Annotated in this window: 22 protein-coding genes; all 22 read right to left on the bottom strand. The window is 36.3% G+C overall.

The features are described 5' to 3' along the window. Positions 1-3: 3 nt before the first annotated feature. Entirely contained in the window at positions 4-453 is a 450-nt protein-coding gene (locus I5818_RS04780; protein WP_078109804.1) for a RidA family protein, read from the bottom strand. Then, complete coding sequence (locus I5818_RS04775; protein WP_078109805.1) at positions 450-1460, bottom strand: amidohydrolase family protein; 1011 nt, start codon at positions 1458-1460, stop codon at positions 450-452. Before I5818_RS04775 ends, I5818_RS04780 begins: the two co-directional genes overlap by 4 nt. Continuing rightward, positions 1457-2833 (bottom strand): MFS transporter, encoded by a 1377-nt coding sequence (locus I5818_RS04770; RefSeq protein WP_078109806.1) that lies wholly within the window; start codon positions 2831-2833, stop codon positions 1457-1459. Before I5818_RS04770 ends, I5818_RS04775 begins: the two co-directional genes overlap by 4 nt. A 20-nt stretch (positions 2834-2853) precedes the next feature. Continuing rightward, complete coding sequence (locus I5818_RS04765) at positions 2854-3405, bottom strand: 3-hydroxyanthranilate 3,4-dioxygenase (protein ID WP_390883569.1); 552 nt, start codon at positions 3403-3405, stop codon at positions 2854-2856. 471 nt (positions 3406-3876) lie between these two features. Then, entirely contained in the window at positions 3877-5349 is a 1473-nt protein-coding gene (locus I5818_RS04760) for a 4-hydroxyphenylacetate 3-hydroxylase family protein (protein WP_078109807.1), read from the bottom strand. 22 nt (positions 5350-5371) lie between these two features. Next, positions 5372-5836, bottom strand: a complete 465-nt coding sequence (locus I5818_RS04755) for a flavin reductase family protein (protein WP_078109811.1) — start codon at positions 5834-5836, stop codon at positions 5372-5374. A gap of 228 nt (positions 5837-6064) precedes the next feature. After that, entirely contained in the window at positions 6065-6814 is a 750-nt protein-coding gene (locus I5818_RS04750) for an IclR family transcriptional regulator (protein ID WP_078109812.1), read from the bottom strand. Between the two features lie 251 nt (positions 6815-7065). Then, positions 7066-7287, bottom strand: a complete 222-nt coding sequence (locus tag I5818_RS04745) for a 4-oxalocrotonate tautomerase (protein WP_078109808.1) — start codon at positions 7285-7287, stop codon at positions 7066-7068. A gap of 642 nt (positions 7288-7929) precedes the next feature. Beyond that, positions 7930-9261 carry an MFS transporter gene (locus I5818_RS04740; protein WP_180211990.1) on the bottom strand — a complete coding sequence of 444 codons (1332 nt, stop codon included), beginning with the start codon at positions 9259-9261 and terminating at the stop codon, positions 7930-7932. Positions 9262-9275: 14 nt separating this feature from the next. Further along, positions 9276-10184 (bottom strand): alpha/beta hydrolase, encoded by a 909-nt coding sequence (locus I5818_RS04735; RefSeq protein ID WP_078110351.1) that lies wholly within the window; start codon positions 10182-10184, stop codon positions 9276-9278. A gap of 252 nt (positions 10185-10436) precedes the next feature. Beyond that, positions 10437-10790 carry a Na-translocating system protein MpsC family protein gene (locus I5818_RS04730; RefSeq protein ID WP_078110352.1) on the bottom strand — a complete coding sequence of 118 codons (354 nt, stop codon included), beginning with the start codon at positions 10788-10790 and terminating at the stop codon, positions 10437-10439. Between the two features lie 65 nt (positions 10791-10855). Then, the gene (locus tag I5818_RS04725) at positions 10856-11602 is read right to left on the bottom strand and encodes an IclR family transcriptional regulator (RefSeq protein ID WP_078110353.1); all 747 of its coding nucleotides are present in this window, start codon (positions 11600-11602) and stop codon (positions 10856-10858) included. A gap of 235 nt (positions 11603-11837) precedes the next feature. Beyond that, entirely contained in the window at positions 11838-12581 is a 744-nt protein-coding gene (locus I5818_RS04720; protein WP_209391861.1) for a sugar isomerase domain-containing protein, read from the bottom strand. A 15-nt stretch (positions 12582-12596) separates the two neighbouring features. Further along, positions 12597-13868: a PTS ascorbate transporter subunit IIC gene (locus tag I5818_RS04715; protein ID WP_078110354.1), complete on the bottom strand. Its 1272-nt coding sequence runs from the start codon at positions 13866-13868 to the stop codon at positions 12597-12599. 24 nt (positions 13869-13892) lie between these two features. Further along, positions 13893-14183: a PTS sugar transporter subunit IIB gene (locus tag I5818_RS04710; protein WP_071975232.1), complete on the bottom strand. Its 291-nt coding sequence runs from the start codon at positions 14181-14183 to the stop codon at positions 13893-13895. A gap of 2 nt (positions 14184-14185) precedes the next feature. Continuing rightward, a complete protein-coding gene (locus I5818_RS04705) occupies positions 14186-14641 on the bottom strand; it encodes a PTS sugar transporter subunit IIA (protein WP_078110355.1) in 456 nt (151 codons plus the stop codon). Between the two features lie 9 nt (positions 14642-14650). Beyond that, entirely contained in the window at positions 14651-16612 is a 1962-nt protein-coding gene (locus I5818_RS04700; protein WP_078110356.1) for a BglG family transcription antiterminator, read from the bottom strand. A gap of 119 nt (positions 16613-16731) precedes the next feature. Beyond that, positions 16732-17490 carry an REP-associated tyrosine transposase gene (locus tag I5818_RS04695; RefSeq protein ID WP_326160709.1) on the bottom strand — a complete coding sequence of 253 codons (759 nt, stop codon included), beginning with the start codon at positions 17488-17490 and terminating at the stop codon, positions 16732-16734. Between the two features lie 569 nt (positions 17491-18059). Further along, the gene (locus I5818_RS04690) at positions 18060-19073 is read right to left on the bottom strand and encodes an NADP-dependent oxidoreductase (RefSeq protein ID WP_058004901.1); all 1014 of its coding nucleotides are present in this window, start codon (positions 19071-19073) and stop codon (positions 18060-18062) included. Positions 19074-19456: 383 nt separating this feature from the next. Beyond that, complete coding sequence (locus tag I5818_RS04685) at positions 19457-20215, bottom strand: MurR/RpiR family transcriptional regulator (protein WP_071975237.1); 759 nt, start codon at positions 20213-20215, stop codon at positions 19457-19459. 44 nt (positions 20216-20259) lie between these two features. After that, a complete protein-coding gene (locus tag I5818_RS04680) occupies positions 20260-21453 on the bottom strand; it encodes a MalY/PatB family protein (protein ID WP_078111085.1) in 1194 nt (397 codons plus the stop codon). A gap of 64 nt (positions 21454-21517) precedes the next feature. Next, positions 21518-23116 (bottom strand): maltose/glucose-specific PTS transporter subunit IIBC, encoded by a 1599-nt coding sequence (gene malX / locus I5818_RS04675; RefSeq protein WP_078111086.1) that lies wholly within the window; start codon positions 23114-23116, stop codon positions 21518-21520. Between the last annotated feature and the right edge of the window lie 579 nt (positions 23117-23695).

Here is a 23695-nt window from a genome sequence, read left to right as displayed (position 1 = left end):
CTCCTAATCTTCAATCTCAATTACCATTTCGATTTCAATGGCTGTATTATTGGGTAGTTGAGCCATTCCTACTGCAGAACGCCCATGCTTCCCTCTTTCGCCAAACACCTTCAAAAGTAAATCTGTTGCCCCATTCATTACTTTAGGATGATCTGTAAATTCTTCTGTACTGTTAACCATTCCGAGTACTTTGACAAATTGCTTTATTTTACTTAGTTCACCGATCTCATTTTTGACCACACTTAATAGATTCAGCATGGATTGTTGAGCTGCTAAATACCCCTCTTCTACTGTTAAATCTCGACCAAGTTTTCCGTGATACTCATCCACTCCCTGCCCAGCTGTAAACAATAGATTACCCGTTCTTACACAGCCTACATATCCGCCAAGTGTTGGACGTAATGGCGGTAACACAAGACCTAATTCTAGTAGCTTTTCTTCTGGTGTACTCATCGTTTAATTTCTTCCTTTATTTCGATATTTAAAAAGGCGAGTGCATTTTTGCCTAAAATTGCTTGTTTCTGCTCTTCTGTAAGTTGAACGGTATCATCAATTACCTTACCTGGTGGGATTTCTCTTAGTAAAAATGGATAATCTGATCCCATAACGATTTTGTCATATCCAAAACGATCAACTAAATACTTAAGATTTAGAGGGTCATAGTTTAAAGAATCAAAATAGAAGTTTTTCGCATAATGACTTGGAGGCTGACTTGTTAATCGCAAATGTGGCCATACCTTCCATCCCTGGTCTAAACGCGGTAAAATATATGGAAAAGAGCCGCCACCATGTGCAAAACAAACCTTTAATCGTGGAAACTTCTCCATGACCCCACCGTTAATCAAACTAGCAGCAGCTAAAGCCGTTTCACTTGGCATCCCAACCGTATACATGAAATTATGGCGCGGCATCCGTTCCTTGCCTAATGTTTCCCACGGATGGACGAATAGTGGCACTTCCCACTTCTCTGCCATTTCAAAAAAAGCTGTAAATGAAGGATCATCTAAATTTTTCCCATTTATATTCGATCCAATTTCAATACCTTTTAACCCTAGCTTATGTATACACCGATCCATTTCTTTGATAGAAGCTTCAATATCCTGCAGTGGGACTGTTCCCAGTCCAATAAAACGATTTGGATATTGTTTCACTGTCTCAGCAATAAAATCATTTTGGATTTGCGACATTTCTTCTGCGGCTTCTGGTTCCGCCCAATAGGAAAAGGTTACTGGAATAGGAGATAATACTTGGATATCAACACCCTCAGCATCCATGTCCTTTATCCTTTTTTCAGGACTCCATACTTGATCAGTCACCTCACGGAACACTTTCCCAGCCACCATAATATTTGCCCCGCAAGAGCATGTTTTTTCTAACGTTGGCCAGCGTTCACCGCTAAATTTTTCAACGAAATTCGGAATGTCTTCAGGTATGATATGTGTATGAAAATCAACTCTCATGCCTTTCCCTCCATTTCAAAAATGGTTTCTTCAATTGAATGCTTGTTTTCAATGACTTTTTTATCAAAGCTTCCGTACTTATTTTGAATGAGTAATATTGCTAGACCACCAAGAATACATGGAATACAAAAGGCAAGGAAATTTATTTGAAGAGGGAGATTTTTCGATAGCAGGATTCCTCCAAGTGTAGGTGCTAGTAATGCACCTATTCTCCCCATACCTAATGCCCAGCCAATACCAGTTGATCTCATTTCTTTTGGATAATACTCAGCGATATATGGATTAGCTATATTTTGCGTTCCAATCGTACAGGCACCACCAACTACAATTAATGTATAAAGAAAGAGAAGATTCGTTTTAAGTCCCAATAAAGCAAAGCATGCTGCACCTAGAATAAAAAACATCACTAATACCTTTTTCGAGCCGATACGATCAGCAAGCCAGCCGCCGAAGATAGATCCGATAATGGAACCAATATTTAAAGCGAGCATGAAAGACAAACTAGAGCCTAACGGATACCCAGCTTGCATCATTAGCTTTGGCAGCCATGTATTTAGTCCATAAACCATAATTAAGCAGCTAAAGCAAGCAAGCCAGAACATAAATGTACTTCGTGCACGTTTGCTTTCAAATAGCTTTTTAACTGGAAAGCCTTTCGCACGTTCTTTTTCCTCTTCAAATTGGAACTCATCATTTTCCGAATAATTCTGCCCTGGATCCACTCGATTCAGGATGTCACAAAGCTTCGCATTTTGTTTTCTTAAAATATAAAAGCTCATAGACTCTGGAAAGTACTTTATAAATAGTGGAAGAAAGAGTAAAGGAACGCCCGCTGACCAAAATAACACTCTCCACCCAAAATCAGGAAGAACAAATATCCCCATCAACGAAACTAAAATACCGCCTATCGCATATCCGCAATACATGGTAGCAACAAGAATTCCCCGAATTGACTTCGGCGAATACTCGGTCATTAATGCAATAACATTCGGCATCAACCCTCCCAAACCAATTCCAGCTATCAAACGTAAGATGGAAAATTGGGTAGGTCCTGTGACAAATCCTGTCAATATTGTAGCGACACTAAATAGAGAGATACATATAACCAAAACTTTTTTACGACCGAGCTTATCAGCGAGTGGCGCAAACAAAAAAGCTCCGGCCATCATGCCAAGTAAGGCATAGCTTCCAATTAATCCTGCCTCAATAGCAGTTAAATTCCATTCCTTCATTAAAGCAGGTAGGACGACACCATACATATTTAAATCATAGCCATCAAAAATAATTCCGAATGCACACCCAAAAAATACGGTTAAATGGAAACGATTAAATTTACTCCTAGCCATTACCTCTGAAGCATTAATTGAACGCATAGTCCGTCCTACCTTTCGTATTATTGTTCAGGATTCCTTTCTTTTACCTCTTCTGACATTACATGTCCACAGTTTTCACATGTTCGAAGATCTTCACTACTATTAAACTCTTCAATAGCTCCTTTTACTTGTGTCTCAATATCAGTGAGCTGCACACGTTTCCGATGCATTTCCTTATCACACTTGTCACAGAACCAAACAAAATCTTCTAGTTCACCTTGATCACGCTTTCGTTCAATAACAAGTCCATACGTATCAGGAATACGATGTGGAGAATGTGGGACCATGGCAGGAAGCATAAATACCTCTCCCTCCTTTACCGTTACCACTTCACGTTTGCCATTATTAATCACTTCAACATAGCAGTCTCCTTTAATTTGATAGAAGAATTCATCTGAAGGATCTACATGGAAATCACGACGTCGATTGGGTCCGCCTAAGATCATACAAATAAACTCAGAGTCTTCCCAAAGTACTTTATTATTCACTGGTGGTTTAAGCTGATCCTTATTTTCCTCAATCCACCCTAATAGGTTAAATGCCTTTAATTTATTCATAGTCGACTTGGTCATAATCATAATCCTCCTACTCATTTATTTTGGCTCTTCTCTCAAACATTGTTGATTTTTAATAAAGCTGTAACTAATAACGTTTTAAAATCGCTACACCTTTAAATTACTCTGAGAAAAGCTGCACCTTTATTAGTGTACAAACCGGCAGTTTGGCTTTTACAAAAGCAACACACTTTACAAAAACATCCTTTATTTCGAAAAATCAATGCCCGAACAATTGCCAAAACAACCTTTTTCCTTTATTCCTATTAAGTGATTCACCTTCCTTTGCCGAAGTATTTTGTACTATGTCATTAACTATAATGAAAACACTTACAATTGAATATTCAGTTTTTTCACAATATGAAATTTATAGAATTTTCAACTGAATTTTTTCATTAACATAAGCAATTCAAATGAGCGTGAAAAATAATTAATTCCCCACGCCATATCTTTTTGCCTTATAAGCCCTTCACTTCAGAAATCCGTTGCTTACCCAACCTCTACTTCGGATTCAATTACTCCCTTCAATGCGTCATCCACCATTGTAAATTCGTTATTTTTCTTAAAATTACTATAGAACATCCCGAGTTTACGGACAGGATCTCCTGAATAATACCGCTCATATTGGACAAGTCTTTGACCAAATGCCTCACCACAAAGATCCCAGGCAAGCTTAAATAACTGAACCCTTTCTGTTGCAGAAACTCCCTCACGTCCACCATAATACTTATCAAAATCCTCGCGTAATTCAGGATGCTGATAATCATTTGCTGTTGGTGATAAAAGTAAACCGCCGGCTCCAATGGTTTGGATGACTTCAATAGCTCTTGGGTAAGCCTTCGGTAAAATTCCACGAATCGTTTCTAGCGGAATCGATGCTGGGATTGCTTCACCTCGTGCATTCACTTCAAATTCACGTTCTGCAGTTCGCAGTAGGGCACGAATGGTTTCTACTGATTGGACTAATTCACCAAGTTGTGTTTGCACATTTAAAAATCCGTCCACCCCAATTGCATCCGCCACTCTTGCTGCTACCTGCGTCGCAAATTTTAATTTTACAAGTCCTCGGACCCCGTTTTGATGAGTATTCTGACTTAATCCTGTTTTGGAATATAATTGATTTGCCGCTTCACAATTGTTATAAAGGAAAATACGATCCCAAGGAACAACTACATCATTGAATACAAGCACTGCATCCATTTCCTCGAATCTTGATGCAAGTGGATGATCAATTAATGGACGTTTACCATCCTGTGCTGGTTCACGACATAAAATTCGAAGCCCCGGCGTGTCAATCGGAATGGCAAATGCTAGTGCATAACGTTCATCCCCTGGCCTAAATCCTGGGAAGGAATAAATAATGACCTCATCGGTAATCGGTGCAAGTGTTGCTAACATTTTGGACCCGCGAACCACAAGCCCCTCGGAGGTCTCCTCAACAGCACCCAAATGTGTAAAGATATCCTTTTGCTGATGGGATGGCTTACTGCGATCATTTTGAGGGTTAATCAAAGCATGTGTTAAAAACAAATCATTGTCACGAATGTATTTATAATAGTTTTGTATATTTTCAGCCCATTGTGGATTATATTGTGCAAAAAAGTCTGGACTACTTGCCATTGAAGTAACGGTCGTATTCAGGAAATCGGGTGTTCGTCCCATTAAACCAAACGTCGCTTCTGCCCAAACTTCAAACAATGTTCTGCGCTTCATTAAATCTTCATAATTCTTTGGAACGATAAAGGCGTTTGACACGCGCTCACCCGTATCCTCACAAATACTTGTGATTTTATCTTGATACTCAGGGCTATGCTGCATATCATAGAGTTTGGCAATTTCCCGAATAGGCTGCCTAAAATTATCTTCATTAACAATATCCATGACTCTTCTTCCCCCTAACCAAATCTCTGGCGTGCGGGACCTTAATCCATCAATATACTGTGCACCTGTTCGAATTCCCATATAAATCCTCCTTTAATGATCATTACACTTCACTCGTTTGTAAAAACTTCCCTTGATAAAAAATTAATCCTTCTCCTGTTTCATACGAAGAATGACACACCTTTCCAAGGAATAAAATATGATCACCAGCCTCATACTCCTTCCAACTTGTGCATTCAATCGTTGCTAATGTATGCTTTAGCTTCGGACCAATTTCTGTTTCTTCCCATTCGATATCCAAACCATTCTGTGGTCGACCTGCAAATTGCCATGCAAGCTCCTCCTGGTTTTTTGATAAAATATTAATAATGAATGGGCGACCTTTTAGGGCACTACACGCCTTCGCCTTTCGATCAATGGAAACTAGAATAAGTGGTGGGTCCAAAGAGACGGATGTAAAAGAATTAACTGTAATTCCATACCGCTCTCCATCATCTCCATTCCAAGTAACAACGGTCACCCCAGTAGCAAAACGTCCAAAGCAATTTCTTAGCTCACGCACGTCCATTTTGACCCCTCCCTTCAATCGATAACCATCAACTTTCTTTCGATCACATTGTATATAATTAAAATGTAATAAAATTAGGAAAATTTCATAATATGGGATGCAAATAAAATATTTTAACATTATCAAGTTGATTGGCTTTACTCTGTCACAATCCATAACATATAAAAAAGGAAAATCTATAGTCATTAGATTTTCCTTTTTTACCTCATTATTTTGTTAACGCTTACATTAAATTTCAATATATCCCAATTCCTTTGAAATATCCTTAGCAGTACTCATAATACTTTGAATCATTACTTGATGTTGGTTTCCTTGCATATAAGCAATTGGACCAACCATATTAAGTGCCGCAACGGTTTGTCCCGAATAAGATTTAATTGGTGCAGCGATTCCATAAATGCCAAATTCATTTTCATTATTGCTAGTTGCGTACCCCTTTTTACGAATATCATCGATCTCGCTTTTCAACTGTTCAATAGAGGTAATCGTATTAGGCCCTCGTTGCATTAATTTATGTGTTAGAGTTGTTTGAAGTAAGTTTGGCTTACATGATAGCAAGGCTTTGCCTGTACTAAAACAATACGTAGGCTTCCTTTCTCCAACATAAGTCGGAACCTCAATTGCATGACGTGATGCCATTTTCAAAACAAAGACGAAATTCCCTCTCTCATCTAACATCCCAATATGTGCTACTCCATTAAAATTTTTAACTAATTCCCCAACCAACGGATTAGCCTCATTGTATATATCCTGTTGATACATCACACTACTGCTCCATTCAAGCAGTTTCCAGCCTAACCTGTACTTGTTTCGACTATCCTTTATTAAAATTCCTTCCTTATAGAGCGTGCTTACTAAATGATGTACAGTACTTGGACTCATATTAAGCTTCGCTGCTATTTCCGAATTTCCTAATGATGGTTCATCATTTGTAAAACAATCGAGAATTTTGCAAACCTTAAGAACTGATCCAATCATACTTTTCCCCTTCCCCACCATATAGCTTATCTACCTTTTCGCCTTTAACTCTAAGAGATTACGATTTGGTTAGACTCATTACTCATACTGAGAAATCTATTATTTCATGCTGAGTTTCATAGAGGTCTTGTATCATTTAAATTGGCTGTTCACTACTCTTTAAGAAAAGAAATTATTTTCCATCAACCTCCCGGATATATTGTTAGAATATTCAAAACTAAATATATGCTACTTGAAAAAACGGTACATTGTCAATTATTTCGAATGAATGGTTCCGTCTTTTTACGATCCAATTCTGCTTTTGTCGTACCACCTACCCCCCAATGAGTATCAGGGATTTCATTTACCAAGACCCTTACCTGCTCAGCATTTACTGATAGATTTTTAACCGTTGCCAGTGTTATGTCTTCTATCAGACTATTTATTTTGTCCTTACTTCTTCCCTTGATTATTTGAACTTGTATGATGGGCATTTTACTAACTCCTTACACTTTTTTAAGAATATTAATTTACCACCATTAACAAAATAGGAAAGGCTGTCTTCGTTTTTTTTTGCTCTTGTAAAAGCCCTTCTGCCTGTTTTTACACGCATTTCTAATGAAAATTGCCGCTCTTTTCCCGTGAATTGAAAGGTATAAGCTATATGAATTGGTATTTTCTACCTCCATGGTATTCAATCTCTCTCTTTGGTTACCATGCCACCGCATTTTTGTCCTTCACGGTAATTAAACACTCTCTTTAGTTACCGTTCACACGTAATTTCCTCCTTCACGGTAATCAAACACTCCCTTTAATTACCGTACATCCGCAATTTCAACCTTCACGGTAATCAATCGCTCTCTTGTTATCGCTTATTGATTCGAACTTTACTCTTAAATAGCAACAATGTTTGAGAAATGATCCATCAAAAAAAGCAGATAATTTTTTCGTTCTTCTTCAGCTCCATGCACAATTGCCCACTCTAACTGTAATAATTATTTATTGCTCATACATTATTCTTTTTTCATATTATGAAAATCTAGTAGTATTTTTCACTAAAAAAAATAACTGTCTTCACCATTCAAATCGATAGTCAAAACAGTTGAGATATATTTTTCCATAAAGTTTATATATACCTACATTTGTTCATTAGAATCATTAGAAGGTATAAATAAAATTACTATAGAAGCAACTAACGCGATTACTGCAAACAAATAAAAATTGAATTGTAATCCTACATTCATAGCCATGATGATCCCAACAATGATTGGTCCAGCAACTGCACCTAATCTACCAATTGCTGATGATACCCCAATTGCTGTTGCACGGTTGTGTGATTGATATTTTTTCATTACATAGCTTGCAAGAACAAAGGTTGTACCTGTCGTTCCAAACCCTGCTATAGCAATGAGTGTGTACATTATCACTATATTAAACTTTATACTGAGTAATGCAATGCTTAAAGCTGCTAACAAATAGGTGAAGCTAATTACTTTTTTAGGTCGAATTCTATCCGCTGCAGCTCCGGCAATAATTCCACCAATGATAGCTGCAAGGTTAAAACATAGCAGGAACATCAGACTAGAGTTCATCGGATATCCGGCTTGCTGCATAATTTTTGGAAGCCATGTATTCATCCCATAAATTAATAAGAATGCCATAATATAAATGAAACTGAATAATACTGTTGAAAGAAAATATTGTGTTGAAAAAATACTTAAGAAACCATTTGAAGCACTTTTATCTTCCTTATTAATTGATTCATCGAATAAATGATATTTCTCAATCAAATTCTTTGCTTTAGTGATTTGATTCGTTGCCTGTAAAAACTTTATAGATTCCGGTAAATATTTCAAAATAAACGGCACTAGAACAATGGGTATCGCACCTAACCAAAATAAAAATCTCCAGCCAAAACGATCAATAAAAAGCATCCCTGAAAGTGATGCCGCTACACCCCCAAAAGCAAAACCTGTGTACATTAAAACATATACTAATGAACGATATTTTGGCGGGGAATATTCAGTAGTTAAAGCAGAAGCCGCTGGAACAATTCCACCTATCCCTAATCCTGCTATAAACCGATAGATAGCAAAAATTTCTGGAGAATTAGCCATAGCTGTCAAAATCATCATAATCGACAATATGACAAAAGAGATAATTAATATTAGTTTTCTTCCAAATCTATCAGAAAGTACACCACCTACTGAAGATCCAATAAACATCCCTAATAATGCATAGCTTCCCATAGCCCCAGCCTGTGTAGAGGTTAACTCCCATTGACTTATATCCATCAATTTTGGCAAAACGACGCCATAAACTACTAAATCATAACCTTCAATAAAAATAGCCAACCAGCAAATACAAATAACTAAAATCATTAGTTTACTTAAAGATTTATTATTAGATAAAACTTTTGGGTCCTGATTTTCTTCGATATGACATACATTTTCCGGGTTAATGCTCATTTTAGCCCCTCCATTTACTTTGTAATTGTCAAATTTTCCATCTTGGCTAATGCATGAATTTGTCTTTTCGAGAAATTCCCACTCCAAGCTATTCTTACATATTGGTTTAGAAAGCTAACTATCTCAGGATAAAGAGTATTATTGGGATAATTATTTACACCTCCTCCTTCAATGCCAGGTAATAGATTGAACCAAAAATGACCTTTATCATCTATTTCCGAAATCTTAACCTCTACATTTGCTTCTTTTAATTTTTCGTAAAATCGTAGGGATTGTTTAGGGTTTACGACTCTATCTTGCCCACCCCATATTAAATAAAAGCTTGTATCAAAAGTTGGACTTTTCACTGCATCTTCAATGTAATGAATTGGAGACGCCTCTTTGAAAGCCCTCTCATTTTTATCAAATGATAACCCAAGGAATAATTCAAACATATTGTTTTCACGCTCGATTACTGGATTAACGCATTCCTCTACTAAATCATAAACACCATATACACCGATGACTGAACGTATTTGATAACTAAATGGTTGGTATTTTAAAGCAAAGAAAGCGGCTATATAGGCACCAGCTGAATCTCCAATTAGACCAATTTTCTCCACATCTATTTTTCTTTCATTAGCATGAAAAACTAACCAATTCATAGCCTGCTCCATATCTTCTAGTATTCCTGGATATGTGGGGTAGTTAGGTGTTGCTAGCCTATAGTTAATAGCCATGACAAAATAACCTTCTTGAGCAAGCATACTCCCCCACTCCATATACATTTCTTTTGAGCCAGTTTTAAAAGCCCCACCGTGAATTAATACCAAAATAGGTAAATCTTCTTCACTTGATGATGGCCTATAAAGATCGGCCGTTAAATATTCCGTTTCTGTCTTACCGTATACTATATTCTTCTCTACAGACACTTGTTGTACCATCACCAAAATACCTCCAATTTGTTTTTGAAAAGCAAAAAAACCATAACTGTATAGAACCGCCAACTTTCAAACGGTTTCTATAACAGCTATGGTTTATCTTTCTTTTTAAAGACCACCCATTGCTTAAAATATATAAGATATACAGGAGCAACTGTATACATTAATAACTATATCTAACAATTAAAATATTGTAAATACTTTTCTAAAAATTCACTCTTTACTTCTTGCAGCCTTCCTTATAACATAAAATGATCAAAGGTGTCTATCCAATAGCAATATAGCTGAAGCCGAATCTTTTTCCAGATTCCAAGATTCATAATTCTCGAGGATTTTGCACCCGAGAAACTCTTCAAATTTAGCCATTCGATGTTCTTTATCCATTTCTAAAAATACTCTTCGTGCTTCCACTACTACTCTTTGTCCCTCAGGACTTTGTATTAGCTTTTTTTCTCTTTCTGTTAAAATTCCACGGATAATATAAACAATTGTATCTCCCATAAATCTTACTTCAGTAGTTTTCGGACCTTTCCCACCATTGCTTTTTATATAGTGATTGACAAAGTTTAAGAATTCCAGTTCAAATGCCTTTGAAATTTTACTCTTCATGCTTAAAACACATCCTTTTTTTCTTTCATATGATGCTGCACATACAGTAGAAGCCTTGAAGTCAACTAAACTTCAATATAGCCCAATTCTTTAGAGATTAATTGTGCGGTATTCATCACGCTCTTAATGATTGTGTTTCGTTTATCTCCTTGCATATATGCAGCAGGACCGACTAAATTAACTGCTGCGATAATTTCCTTGGAATATGAAAGAACGGGTGCTGCAATCCCATACATTCCATCAGAATTTTCATGATTGCTAATAGAATAGCCATTCTTCCTGATCATCTTCAATTCTTCTTTTAATCGATTAATATCTGTAATTGTATTCGGGGCCTCGTATGATAATCCCCTATCAATCGTTTCTTGTAGATAGGTTGAATTATAAGCTAATAAGACCTTTCCTGAACTAGTAGCATATGCTGGTTTCCTTGAACCTACATAAGTATGAATGGGTGTAGAATCATGAGAAGAAACCCTTAGTACAAAAACCACAGTTCCTTTATCAAACATAGCAATATGGGCAATCCCTTTAAATCTATGTATCAATTCCTTTACCAATGGCATCGCTTTATCATAAACATCTTGCTGGAACATTACATGATTATTCCACTCCAACAATCTCCATCCAAGCCGATACTTTTTTCGGTTATCTCTCATTAACACGCCTTCTTCACAGAGTGTACTGACTATGTGATGGGTAGTACTAACATTCATTCCAAGTCTTTCAGCAATCTCTCCGAGCCCTAATGCAGGGTTTTCATTTGAAAAACAACTTATGATTTGACATGCTTTCTTTACGACTCCGATCACATTAGCCTCCTCCTATGTTCCAATTAAGGATAACGCTTACATTTTTCTTATAAAAATAGTTTCTAAATAAATAGTTTAAGTTTATTATAATGGAGGAATTAAAATATGAACAATTTGAAAATTTCATAATATAAAAAATTTAAAGATCTATTTATTTTGGTTTTTTATATAATGAAAAACTATACTTTATTCTCACAAAAAAACAGACAATATCAAATATTGTCTGTTTCCATTCTTACATATAGTGAATATTATGTTTATTTTCTTCTAAAACTTTTTTATTAAATTCATCTCCACCATCAACATTGGCACTATGGAAGACAGGTGGGGTAATCCCAGCCTTAATCAAATTATCTACTGTAGCAATAACGATTGCATTCACAATAAGTGCTCCAATTGCTGTTGAGGTTGGTCCAATTTTTTGATCCATTCCTTCAAGTAGCATAGATGAGTCTTCAAAGTCACCACAATTGTCTATAACAATATCCACTACTTCATACAAATTTTTTCTGCTACTATGGCGAGAAGAAACCTTCGAAGAATACGTCATATTAGTTAGTCCAATAGTGGTTAATCCCCTTTCCTTGGCTGCTAAGGCAATATCAACAGAAACAGAGTTTCGACCCGAAACGGAGTGAATGAGAATCGTATCTCCGGCTTTGGCAGCAGTAGATTGAAAGATTTCTTTTCCAAACCCATTTAACCGCTCCATTTGTGATGTTAATGTGACTGGACGCGTATTTAACATTAAAGTTGGATTTAAGATTGGATTAATTACTGCTAAACCACCCGTACGATAAAATAATTCCTCTGCAATAATCCCCGCATGAGAAGCACCAAATACATGTATTGTGTTCCCGTTTTTAATAGATTCTGAGAAGGAATTAGCTGCTTCTATGATACGATCATACTGTGTGTTCAAAACACGCTTCGAGATTGTCTCAACATGTTGAAAATATTGTTTAATGTAATCTGTCACTTCATTCACCTTCAATTAAAATAATTTTCCAATAGCTCCTGCAATAATTGACCATAGGGATAAGTCATTTCCTCCAAATACTAGAATCCATTCGGATACAGTATTTTGTAGGAATGGAACTGAAAATCCTACTAATAGGATCATTAGTACACCAGCTACTGCTGATCCAATGATTGCACCTCTTAATCCTCCGGTACCATTTCCGATAACTGCCGCTGTTCCAATTTCGAAAAAGCATGTAATTGTTAGAGGTACAATCGCAAAAGGAAATAAGCCAGTGCCACCAATAATAAATAAAGTAATCGTTGAAGTAACCATTGATACTAAAAATCCAATAATCACTGCATTAGGTGCAAATGGGAAAATAATTGGACAGTCTAATGCAGGCACTGCATTTGGAATAATTTTATCTGAAATCCCTTTAAATGCTGGGATAATTTCGGATAGCATCATACGAACCCCTTGTAAAAGAATCGTTAAACCCGCTCCAAATAAAACACCCTGCAATAATGAAAATGTTACTAAGCTTTTATCTCCAAAAATTTTATCTACTTGATCCCCACCGATTAATAAGCCAACAATCATGTATACAATAAACATGACAAGTGAAGATGTAATCGTAATTTCACGTAAAAACTCAATTTGCTTAGGAAACTTGATATCCTCTGTTGATTTTTCCTTATTCCCAAATACTTTCCCGAGCAATCCAGAAACAATGGATAATCCGATAGTTGGATGACCAAGTGTAAATGAATCTCCGCCTGTTACTTTTCGAACAAAAGGTTTGATCAATGCTGGAGCAATAATAAAGTATAATGCTGCAAAGATCGTTGCAAAAATGACAATTCCTGCACCCCTTAAACCACTTTCAACCGCAATCGCAGTAAAAATAAACGGGAACCAAAATAACATATGTCCAGTTAAAAAGACATTCTTTAATGGTGTAAATCGAGCGACGATAATATTAATTAAAAATGCAAGTAACATGGAAAGCCCAATTTGACTACCGTACGTACTAAGAAACTTATCTGCTCCGATTGGATGTAACGTTTTATCCGCTGGAATTTGATACAGAGCATTAAAGGAATCAGATAATGGTGTAATCGAGCTAATAAGAATATTGGTTCCTTGTGTTAGAATGACCACACCAATAACTGTCTTTAAGGTTCCACTAATAATATCTGAGAAATTTTTTCTTTGTATAATCAATCCAAGAGCAGCGATTATTCCTAAGAATAATGCTGGCTCACGTAAAATTTGGTTTACTATAAAATCGATAATTTGCATACCCCATTTTCCTCTCTGTCAGAATTATGAAAGCAGACTTTGAATAACAGGTAAGCCTTTTTCTTTAATTTCATTTTTATCAATAAAGTTTTTCACCATCACTACTGGAACACTAGCAGTTTGACTAAGCTTTTCCCCTAATTCATTGGATGTAAAAATAACATCACATGGAGTAGATGCTGCTGAACCAACATCAGATGTCGAAACCTTTGCTGTAATACCTTCTTCTTTTAAAATTTCATCTACTTTCATTTTAAGAACCATTGATGAACCAACACCAAAGCCACAAACTGTAATAATATTTAAATTTTTCATTTTCATTTCTCTCCTTTAGTTGATTGATTTAATAGTTGATAGATTTCCTCGTTGCTTTTACTTTCATTTAATCCTTTGAGAACATTTGGGTTATCTAGCAAACTAGCAAGACTAGTTAATTGCTCAAGATGCCCGCCATCTTCTGTAGCACAGAAAGCAAATACAATATTTACAGGATCATTGTGCTCGCTGCCAAAAGGAACTGGGCTTTCTAATGTAATCAAACTAATATCATTCTTTTTAACACTCTCACTTGGCCTTGCATGGGCAAATGCAATATGTGGTGCAATCACAATATATGGTCCCATTTCATGTATCGCTTGAACCATCATATCGATATAGTCCGTATCTACACTTCCATTTTCAAAAAGGAGCTGTCCAGCTCTTCTTATTGCATCTTCCCAATCTGTTGCTTTTTGTTGTACTTGAATATTTTCGATCTGAATTAATTGCGACATATACGTTCATCACCTTGCTGCTTTATTGTTTAAATTTAATATTTGTTGAATACTAGTTGAATTTTTCACCATTTCCAAGTTATCTTGCTTCTCAAGAATTTGAACCAAATGAATAAATAAGTCTGATTCGGACTTAGTTGAACAGATAACGATGATCACCTGTACCATTACTTTTCCTGAATCTCCAAATGGAATCGGATGATCAAGCACTAATAAGCTTGCACCATCTTTAATCACACCATCCTTCGATGAGGCATGTACAATGGCGACACCTGGAATAAAGACCATATATGGACCTAACTCCTCAACCGCTCGAATCATTGCATTCACATATTGATTCGTAATAAAATCATTCTCTAGTAAAGGTTTGCCAGCCATTTTAATTGAATCTCTCCATGTACCCGATTCTTCTTGTAATTGAATATAATCTGCTGGTATAAGATTTCCTAACTCATAATAATCGTTTAATGGCTGTTCCTTCTGAATGAGCTCATTCATTTGCCTTTGATAGGTTTTCTTAAAGATTAAGCCTTTCAAATTCATTAGTTCTTCCGGCTCAAGAAGTGGATTGACAATGACAACCTCAAGATCCTGTAGTGTTAATGGTACCGTCGATATAATAAAATCGATTGGTTGATCCATGAATTGATCAATATGGCTCACACTGATAGGGCCGAAAACCTTTAATTCAGGAAGCATGACCTTCAATCTAGTAGTTAATAAGGAAGAAGTCGCTAAGCCGGAACCACATACAACAAGTGCTGTAGGCATATATCCGGAAAAGGAATGTCTTTCATAACTAGCACCTAGATGCATGGCAATATAGGCAATCTCATCCTCAGGTAATTGGAGTTGATAAAGATCCTCAATTTTCTGTAACGCCTTACGAGTGATTTCATAAATAAATCTATATTTATATTTCACTTGCTCTGTAAGTGGGTTTTCAATACGTTGGTTATTTGCTAATCGATGCAATGCAACCTGCAAATGAACGACTAGCCCATTGATAAACTCTAAATCTTGTTTAAAATTTATCCCTAATCGCTTTTCTACTTCTTTGGCAAATAAATAAGTTATTTGATAAGCATCTTCCTGTTTATTAAATGGATCAATGCTTCCCGGAAATGTTGACACCTTTGCTCCTTTCAATTGGTTGTATAAATAAAAGATTTCATCATCTTCAAGATTGGTATAGAAGATGGAAGTATACATGTTTTGTATATCCTCATACACTTGTGTTTTGATAAAATCTTTCTTTTCAACAAAGGGAAATTCCACAAATTGGTTCATTTTTATCCGGTTGAATTGATAACAAAGAACTAACTTCAATTCATCTAGAGAATCATCACTAAATTGAACAGCCTGTTCCTCTTCAAATTTTTTTATAAATGTATTTGCACGCTGAAGTAACTCGTGATTAAATTGTTGAAAAAAATATTGCACCGAAATGGCAGACGATACAATCGCATCATTAAAAATGGAGGTAAATGCGTTCCGAATATCTCTTTCATTGCCTACAGGTGAAATTCCCTTTGAAGGCTTTCTTTCAATTTTAATTCCACATTTACCCAACTCTACTTCGACCTTCTCCATATTCTGAAACACTTTGTTTTTACTGGTATTCAATTGGTCTCCAAGACTATCAAGAGTTGTATGCTGTTCCAGAAGAATCTTTATACAGAGCATATATATAAATTCCTTAGGGGCTACAACATAGTGATTTAACTGCATAAGATCATTTTTTAAAATTGCGGCTTGCTGGGCAGTAATGTCAAGGAAGATTCCTTTTCTTGGCTCCCTTAACAGGGATATCTCACTCTCCTTCAGAAAGCTTTGAATATAATCCAAATCATACCGAATCGTCCTATCACTCACCTCAAACGCTTCTGACAACTGCCTAATCTTCACATAATCTTTCTGAAACAATAACCTATTGAGTATACTCAACTGCCTATTCGTTAAGGAAATCACATGATCACATCCCTTACTATCTATAGTGTAACCCCTTTCAGGCCATTAATTAATAACTAAGTATTTCCGGGAATGTGGCAAAAAGGGGAAGAAGCATGGGGACGGTTCTACTGCTTCCTTTACGCTTTAAATATCAAACTAGGGGAAACTCCCAAAATTCGCGCGGCTTGTCGTTGGGATATCCCATCAATTTCCTTCACCTGTCTAAGTATCTTATTTCTTTTTTCCCTTGGAAGACTTTTAACCTGCGCTAATTCAATTCCACCAAGTTGCCTCTTAATCTCTTGCCTTGCTTCATTATCTGATAATCGCCTTTGGTTTATTTGTTCTTCTAAGCATTCATCATTATTTTTCCTTTCATTAAATTCTTTAAATCTCTCTTGTGCAATTGACAAATCTGACGAAAATAAACTTAATAGATCATCAGAATCCAGCAACATCCTCGGATAAACTGTTTTTCCATAGTAGCCGAGACAGCTGCTCCACTTCCATAAATCAACTTGCTGAACCATTCCCGCTTTAACTGGGTTTTGATGAATATATCGAATTACGGTGAGTAAATATCTCATACTTTCTACATTTTCACTACGGAACCTATCTTGAAAAAGATGCCCAGTTGTCTCGTATTTCCTGTTATAATACGAAACAAAGCTCACGCCTATCCTCTTCATTGTTATCGAAATATCCTCATTCCCTTCTTTCAAAAGGAGATGCACATGATTATTCATCAAGCACCAAGCATACACAGTTAACTCAGCTTTCTCTTTATATCTATTAATCGTATCTAAGAATGTTATACAGTCCTCATCATCGTGAAATATTTCCTGCTTGTTTACTCCCCTAAGCATAATATGATATATTCCACTTCTACTTTTCACTCTAGCACCGCGAGGCAAGTTTATCACCACAGCTTAAATGGACCTTCATATTTATTCATCAGACCACCGTTTCTATTAAATTTTTTTTTTGGATGTATTTAGGGTAGGTAAAAATCAGTTTAGGTAGGATACATTAATAGTCAGGATAAGGTACAAACTAGAAGATTTTTTTGGTAGGTTAGTATTTTTAGAACATAGGTATTATTTTGAGGTGTTAAAAGGAACTATAAAATTTTTTGCGGAAGTACTATGAGGTTTATGGCGAAGAGATTATTAAACCTATTATATATGAAATGATTGAAAAACCAATCCCTTTATTGATAAAAGCAGTAAAAGCACAGTCTTTTTATAAATTTAACCTTAACCGCATTATTAATTATGAACTATGCATTTGGAGTGTCTCGAACCGCCTTGTTGTCCTCGCATAAGGATAACAAGTGAATCGCACAATTTGCCTTCCATTCATATTTACCTCGATTGTATAACTTAAAGAAATGAAGTTGCTAGGACAAGCATCTATCAAACAATATATGAAAAAAGAAGCAGGAGAACCGTCCCCTGCTTCTTCTTTACTCAATATCCGCTACTTTAACGAGTTGTTTTCCGAGATTTGCGCCTGTAAACAGATCAAGGAATGCGTCGATTATATGGTCGAATCCTTCGGTTATGGTTTCTTCATATTTAAGTTTTCCTTCGTTTAACCATGTGGCAAGCGCGGCGCCGCCTTCTTTAAATCGATCAGAGTAATCTCCAAGTGTAAATCCTTTCATTAGGGCACTTGTTTTAATTAGTGCAGTTTGAACGCGAGGTCCCATATCAGCTTCCACTTTATTATAGGAAGAAATTGCTCCACAAACCGGAATACGTGCAAATTTATTAAGAAGTGGGAACACAGCATCAGAAATAGAGCCACCAACATTATCAAAGTACACATCGATTCCATTCGGACATGCCTTTTCTAGCGCACTAGGAACATCTTCTTTTTTATAGTTAATGACTGCATCAAATCCAAGCTCATTTAAAAGATAGCGGCATTTTTCTTCTGTGCCGGCAATCCCTACGACACGAGCCCCTTTAATTTTCGCAATTTGTCCAACGGCCGATCCCACTGCACCAGCGGCTCCGGATACAACAACAGTTTCTCCTTCTTTTGGTTGACCAATATCAAGCAGACCAAAATACGCCGTTAATCCTGTCATTCCGATAATACTTAGATGAGCTGATACAGGAGCTAGTGTCGGATCAATTTTCCGAATTTCTCTCTCATTTGCAATTGAATATTCCTGCCAGCCGAGATTGCCAATTATTACATCGCCTTTAGAAAAATGCTCCGATTTCGATTCTACAACCTGGCCAATTACTCCACTTGTAATAACCTCATTTAATTGAAATGGAGGAATATACGATTTAACATCCTGCATCCTTCCACGTAAATACGGATCAACCGAAATATATACGGTACGTACCAACACTTCACCAGCTGATGGTGCTCCAATTGGTGCCTCAATAAAAGCAAAATCCTCCATCGAAGGCGTTCCAACAGGACGTCTTGCAAGCTTAATTTGTTTTTGCATTTGACTCATTTATTACTCCTCCAATCACGTAAGCATGGGGACGGTTCTCATGCTTCGCTTTCGTTCATTAATACAGAATATCTGAACCCACGATTACGAAATAAAGTAGGTTTCTCTGAATAGTCATTCACACATTAAAATAATATCATACATAAGAACTGTAGTCATAAATTAGGGCCTACACGTTCAGGTACATCCTGCACTCATGTAAAAAAAAGCAGATCGGGTGCTTCATCCGATTTACTAGCCCTGGAAATTACAGTGAAATCTTATAATTTTTCCTTCAACTTAGCGTCTTTTTAATCGATCGATTACTATAAATTTACACAATTAACCAACCGGGTGCAAATCTCTCTCAAATAACATAAAAAAAGAAGCAGGAGAACCGTCCCCTAGCTTCCGTATTCCAAAAGCAATAAGTCTAAGAAAATGTTGAATGGAGCACGAGAGCACATGTCTATTTCTCCGTGGTAATAGTTTTTGATTGGTGTGTAGAAGACAAAATCGGATAGTTCTGATAGGCGGTTGTGCTTTGTTCCAACGAGTGAGAGTATGGGTGTTCCTTGTTTTTTGACTAGATGGGCATATTCGAGGATATTCAAGGTTTCACCACTATTAGAAACAAAAATAGCCAGATCGTCTTTTGTTAAATTCAATGCCGCGTACCTTAAGTCATCCCAGTCCGTCCGTGCCATACTTCGTTTTCCTAACATGATTAACTTTTTCGATGCATCCAAGCAGACGGAATAAGAATGGCCGACTCCGAACCATTCAATCTGCTTTGCACGTTTAATCATACTATTAGCTTGTTTAAGAAGATTTTCATCTATTCTTTTTAATGCTTCATGCATATCCTGTTCATATCTACTGATGTGAGCAGAAAGAGATGCAGAAGGTTCGTGATGTTTTGAATCGCCCACATCATGTCGATACAATTTCAATTGGAGTTTAAAATCTTGAAAGCCTTGATACCCCAATTTCTTGCATGTTCGACTAATCGTTGCTGTCGACACATACATCTCCTTCGCTGCATCCTCCAATTTGAGGGAATCAATTTTTTCTGGATAGCGAATAAAGAAATTTAGGACTTGCTTTTCCAGTTGACTCAATTTATCTCGTTGCTGTACTAACTGCTTCATAAAGGACTGCATACTCATCACCTTTACATGATTAAGAAACACTATGCTCTATTTCATCAAGGGTTGGAAAGGGATAAAGATCGTACCGAACGCTTTAAACGTTCTAAGCCTTCCACTAATTTTGTTTGAGGACATCCTACATTCATCCTTAAAAAGACCCCTCTATTCTCTCCATACACTTCCCCTGACATAATCCCGACTTTTCCTACATTTATAAGTGCTTGCTGAAGATCGTTTGATGTTATGCGTAAATTTGAACAATCAATCCAGGCTAAATAAGTAGATTCTGGGATAGTAAAATGTAGATCTAGTAATTCTTCATCTATAAATTTTTTGACTATTTTCATATTATTATACAAATATGAACAAAGCTCATCAACCCAATAGCCTGATTGTCGATATCCTTCTATAATAGCAATTTCTCCAAAAATACTAGCATTGGAAACCCCATCTCTATATTTCAGTAACTGTAAAAATTGTTCCCTTATTGTTTCATTTGGAATAATGGAATAGGAGCCGCCTAAACCAGGTGTGTTAAACGTTTTACTAGCCGATGAACAAATAAAGATATTGTCCAAATTACTTGCTACACTTGTAATCGGAATATAGTTTTGATCCCGATAAGTAATATCCATATGAATATCATCCGAAATAATCATCACATGATGCTTCTCACAAAGCTCAACAATATCCTTTAACTCTTGCCTCGTCCATAATCTCCCTGTTGGATTATGAGGGTTACATAGTAGTAATACTTTTGCTTTTTTATGAGTTAGCTTTTGTTCCAAATCAAAAAAATCCAATTCGTATCTACCATTAGTATATGTAAGAGGATTGGCGATGAGCTTGCGATTTAAACCTCTTATCAGTGGAAAGAAGGCGTCATATGCTGGGGTTTGCAAAATAATATGATCGTCCTCTGAAGTAACCAATTCAATGATTCTAGCAATGGAATAAATCACACTAGGAGCATAGGCAATCCAATCAGTTTCTACTGCAGCCGAAAAGCGCGCTCTATACCAATTAGTAATCGAAGATTTGAAGTCATGATGATTCCATCGGGTGTATCCGAATACTCCATGGTTCATCCGTTCCTTTATCGCCGCTAATATTTCAGGGGGACTTTGATAATCCATATCAGAAATCGAAAAAGGTAATAGATCATTTACACCAAATCGGTCCTGGATATAATCCCATTGAGTACAGTATGTTCCCTTTCTATTAATACGTTGATCAAAATAGTTAGACATATTATCCCTCATTCATTTCTAGTAGTATCTTTAGTAAACAGAAAAAAGAAAGGATGAGATATTCTCATCCACTTATTTTATATCCCTTAGATTCAATGAGATGATCCATTTCCATGCGTACATGATTAACATGTGTTCCAATCACGACTTGAATATTATGATCGTCTAATTTTATTACACCTAATGCACCATTCTTTTTAAGCGCTGGCTCATCGACTTTCTCCAGACTATCAACCACTAAACGAAGTCTCGTAATACAATTATCGAGGGATTGAATATTTTCTGGGCCACCTAAAGCATCTAATAATTTTGCTGCTTGGCTATTATCGGAATGGGAACTTGATTTACTATTAGCTGAATCTGAACCTTCTTGATCTTCCTCTACTTCCCGTCCTGGTGTTTTTAGATTAAACTTGATAATTGCATATCGAAAAACAGAATAATAAATCGCAAACCAAATGACCCCAATAACTAAAACTAAATACCATTTCGTATATGTCCCTTGTAAAACACCAAATATTAGAAAATCTAAGATTCCGCCATCCGTATTTCCTATTTTTGTACCGAGAAGGGCCATAACCATAAATCCGAGGCCAGTTAATATCACGTGAATTCCATATAAAGCTGGTGCAAGGAACAAGAATAGAAACTCAATGGGTTCGGTTATTCCTGTCACGAATGTCGCAATGACTCCCGATATAAGGAGACCTTTAATCTTTTTACGATTTTTCGGTTTTGCTGTATGATAGATTGCTAATGCAACTGCAGGCAAACCAAACATAAAGGTAGGCATCTTCCCTTGAGAAAGGAAAGCTGTTGCCGAAGCACTAATTGGTGAGCCATTTTTCAATTCAGCATAAAAAATATTAAGAGCACCCGAAACAGTATCACCATTAATAACCGCTGTTCCTCCAGCCTCAGTAAAACGGATCATTGCCACCAATATATGATGAAGTCCAAATGGAAGCAGTAATCGTTCCCCTGCACCAAATAGGAATGGGCCAAATACGCCAGCTCCCTTTATCGCGGAACCTATACCATTAATAATCATTGTGAAAAAGGGCCAAATCATAGGTATAATAATACCTACAATCGATAATGTAATTGCGGTAATAATAGGTACAAATCTAGCACCACCAAAGAAAGCAAACGCTTGTGGTAGCTTAATATTATAAAAACGCTGATGAAGGAAATAAACAATAAGACCAGCAATAATTCCACCTAATACTCCCATCTCAAGGCTTTGGATCCCAAGAACCATCCCCTGACCTTCCTGTCTCATCACATCTGCATTGGCAATTCTATCCGTTTCCACCAAATAGAAATTAATCGATAAATGCATAATGACATACCCAATTAGACCAGAAAATGCAGCTACTCCTTTTTCATAACGAGCTAGTCCCAATGGAATCGCCATCGCAAAAAGCAGTGGTAAGTATGTATACGCGAATCCCCCAACCATCGAAATAAACCGTAAAAACACTTGAATAACTTTATGATCTAAAAATGGAAGATTTTCAATTGTCGTCGGACTAGTAAATGAACTCCCAATCCCAAGCAACAACCCCATAAAAGCTAGAAGGGCAACAGGCAACATAAACGTCTTACCTAGTCCCTGAAAAAACTCCCACCCCTTAGAAGTTGACCGAGCCTTTGTCTTCATCCCATAACCTCCATACTATGATTTTAACTACACATTACTCCGTTGTCCGAAAGTTAGCAACCGCTTTCAAATTGTTTGTATATGAGTACATTTTTTGTATGGGGGTACAAAAAAGAAGCAGAGGGACGGTTCCTTTGCTTCTTAAATATTAGCGCTATGTATGTACATACTAACTATGAAGTTTGTATATCTTTATTCAGGTACGATTCTACATATTAAATTTACCATTTTTACCTCAGTATCTTTTATTATTTGAGGAATTGGTCAGCTTGAATAATTTACCAATTTTTATTTAATCTTCAAATTAAAAGGAGTTTATGTGAATTTTATCTAATCCATATAAGTAGAGTAACTAATAATGACAAACATCTATTAAATAACATACAAAGGGGGATCATATGAACCTTCCCAAACTTCTTAATTTTTATCATTCTTAAACATCAGTTTTCCTCTGTTATAGTTATCAGATTAGCATGTAAAAGCAAAGGATAGCTCTCCTTAAACTCTACTTATTTTGTTTCACATAAAGTTAGTCTATAAACTATCTCATTCATTCGAATGAACATATATATTTTTTTT

Source organism: Heyndrickxia oleronia, assembly GCF_017809215.1.
Classification (GTDB): Bacteria; Bacillota; Bacilli; order Bacillales; family Bacillaceae_C; genus Heyndrickxia; species Heyndrickxia oleronia.
This window is presented reverse-complemented; position numbering and strand designations above follow the sequence as displayed.

Bases quoted from the DNA above. Each gene is read 5' to 3' on its own strand.
- I5818_RS04780 (WP_078109804.1), bottom strand. From the start codon at position 453: ATGAGTACACCAGAAGAAAAGCTACTAGAATTAGGTCTTGTGTTACCG.
- malX (WP_078111086.1), bottom strand. From the start codon at position 23,116: ATGAAGACAAAGGCTCGGTCAACTTCTAAGGGGTGGGAGTTTTTTCAG.
- I5818_RS04735 (WP_078110351.1), bottom strand. From the start codon at position 10,184: ATGGTACAACAAGTGTCTGTAGAGAAGAATATAGTATACGGTAAGACA.
- I5818_RS04690 (WP_058004901.1), bottom strand. From the start codon at position 19,073: ATGAGTCAAATGCAAAAACAAATTAAGCTTGCAAGACGTCCTGTTGGA.
- I5818_RS04740 (WP_180211990.1), bottom strand. From the start codon at position 9,261: ATGAGCATTAACCCGGAAAATGTATGTCATATCGAAGAAAATCAGGAC.
- I5818_RS04680 (WP_078111085.1), bottom strand. From the start codon at position 21,453: ATGTCTAACTATTTTGATCAACGTATTAATAGAAAGGGAACATACTGT.
- I5818_RS04745 (WP_078109808.1), bottom strand. From the start codon at position 7,287: ATGCCCATCATACAAGTTCAAATAATCAAGGGAAGAAGTAAGGACAAA.
- I5818_RS04775 (WP_078109805.1), bottom strand. From the start codon at position 1,460: ATGAGAGTTGATTTTCATACACATATCATACCTGAAGACATTCCGAAT.
- I5818_RS04710 (WP_071975232.1), bottom strand. From the start codon at position 14,183: ATGAAAAATTTAAATATTATTACAGTTTGTGGCTTTGGTGTTGGTTCA.
- I5818_RS04755 (WP_078109811.1), bottom strand. From the start codon at position 5,836: ATGGACGTGCGTGAGCTAAGAAATTGCTTTGGACGTTTTGCTACTGGG.
- I5818_RS04750 (WP_078109812.1), bottom strand. From the start codon at position 6,814: ATGATTGGATCAGTTCTTAAGGTTTGCAAAATTCTCGATTGTTTTACA.
- I5818_RS04770 (WP_078109806.1), bottom strand. From the start codon at position 2,833: ATGCGTTCAATTAATGCTTCAGAGGTAATGGCTAGGAGTAAATTTAAT.
- I5818_RS04685 (WP_071975237.1), bottom strand. From the start codon at position 20,215: ATGCAGTCCTTTATGAAGCAGTTAGTACAGCAACGAGATAAATTGAGT.
- I5818_RS04760 (WP_078109807.1), bottom strand. From the start codon at position 5,349: ATGGGAATTCGAACAGGTGCACAGTATATTGATGGATTAAGGTCCCGC.
- I5818_RS04765 (WP_390883569.1), bottom strand. From the start codon at position 3,405: ATGACCAAGTCGACTATGAATAAATTAAAGGCATTTAACCTATTAGGG.
- I5818_RS04715 (WP_078110354.1), bottom strand. From the start codon at position 13,868: ATGCAAATTATCGATTTTATAGTAAACCAAATTTTACGTGAGCCAGCA.
- I5818_RS04730 (WP_078110352.1), bottom strand. From the start codon at position 10,790: ATGAAGAGTAAAATTTCAAAGGCATTTGAACTGGAATTCTTAAACTTT.
- I5818_RS04705 (WP_078110355.1), bottom strand. From the start codon at position 14,641: ATGTCGCAATTAATTCAGATCGAAAATATTCAAGTACAACAAAAAGCA.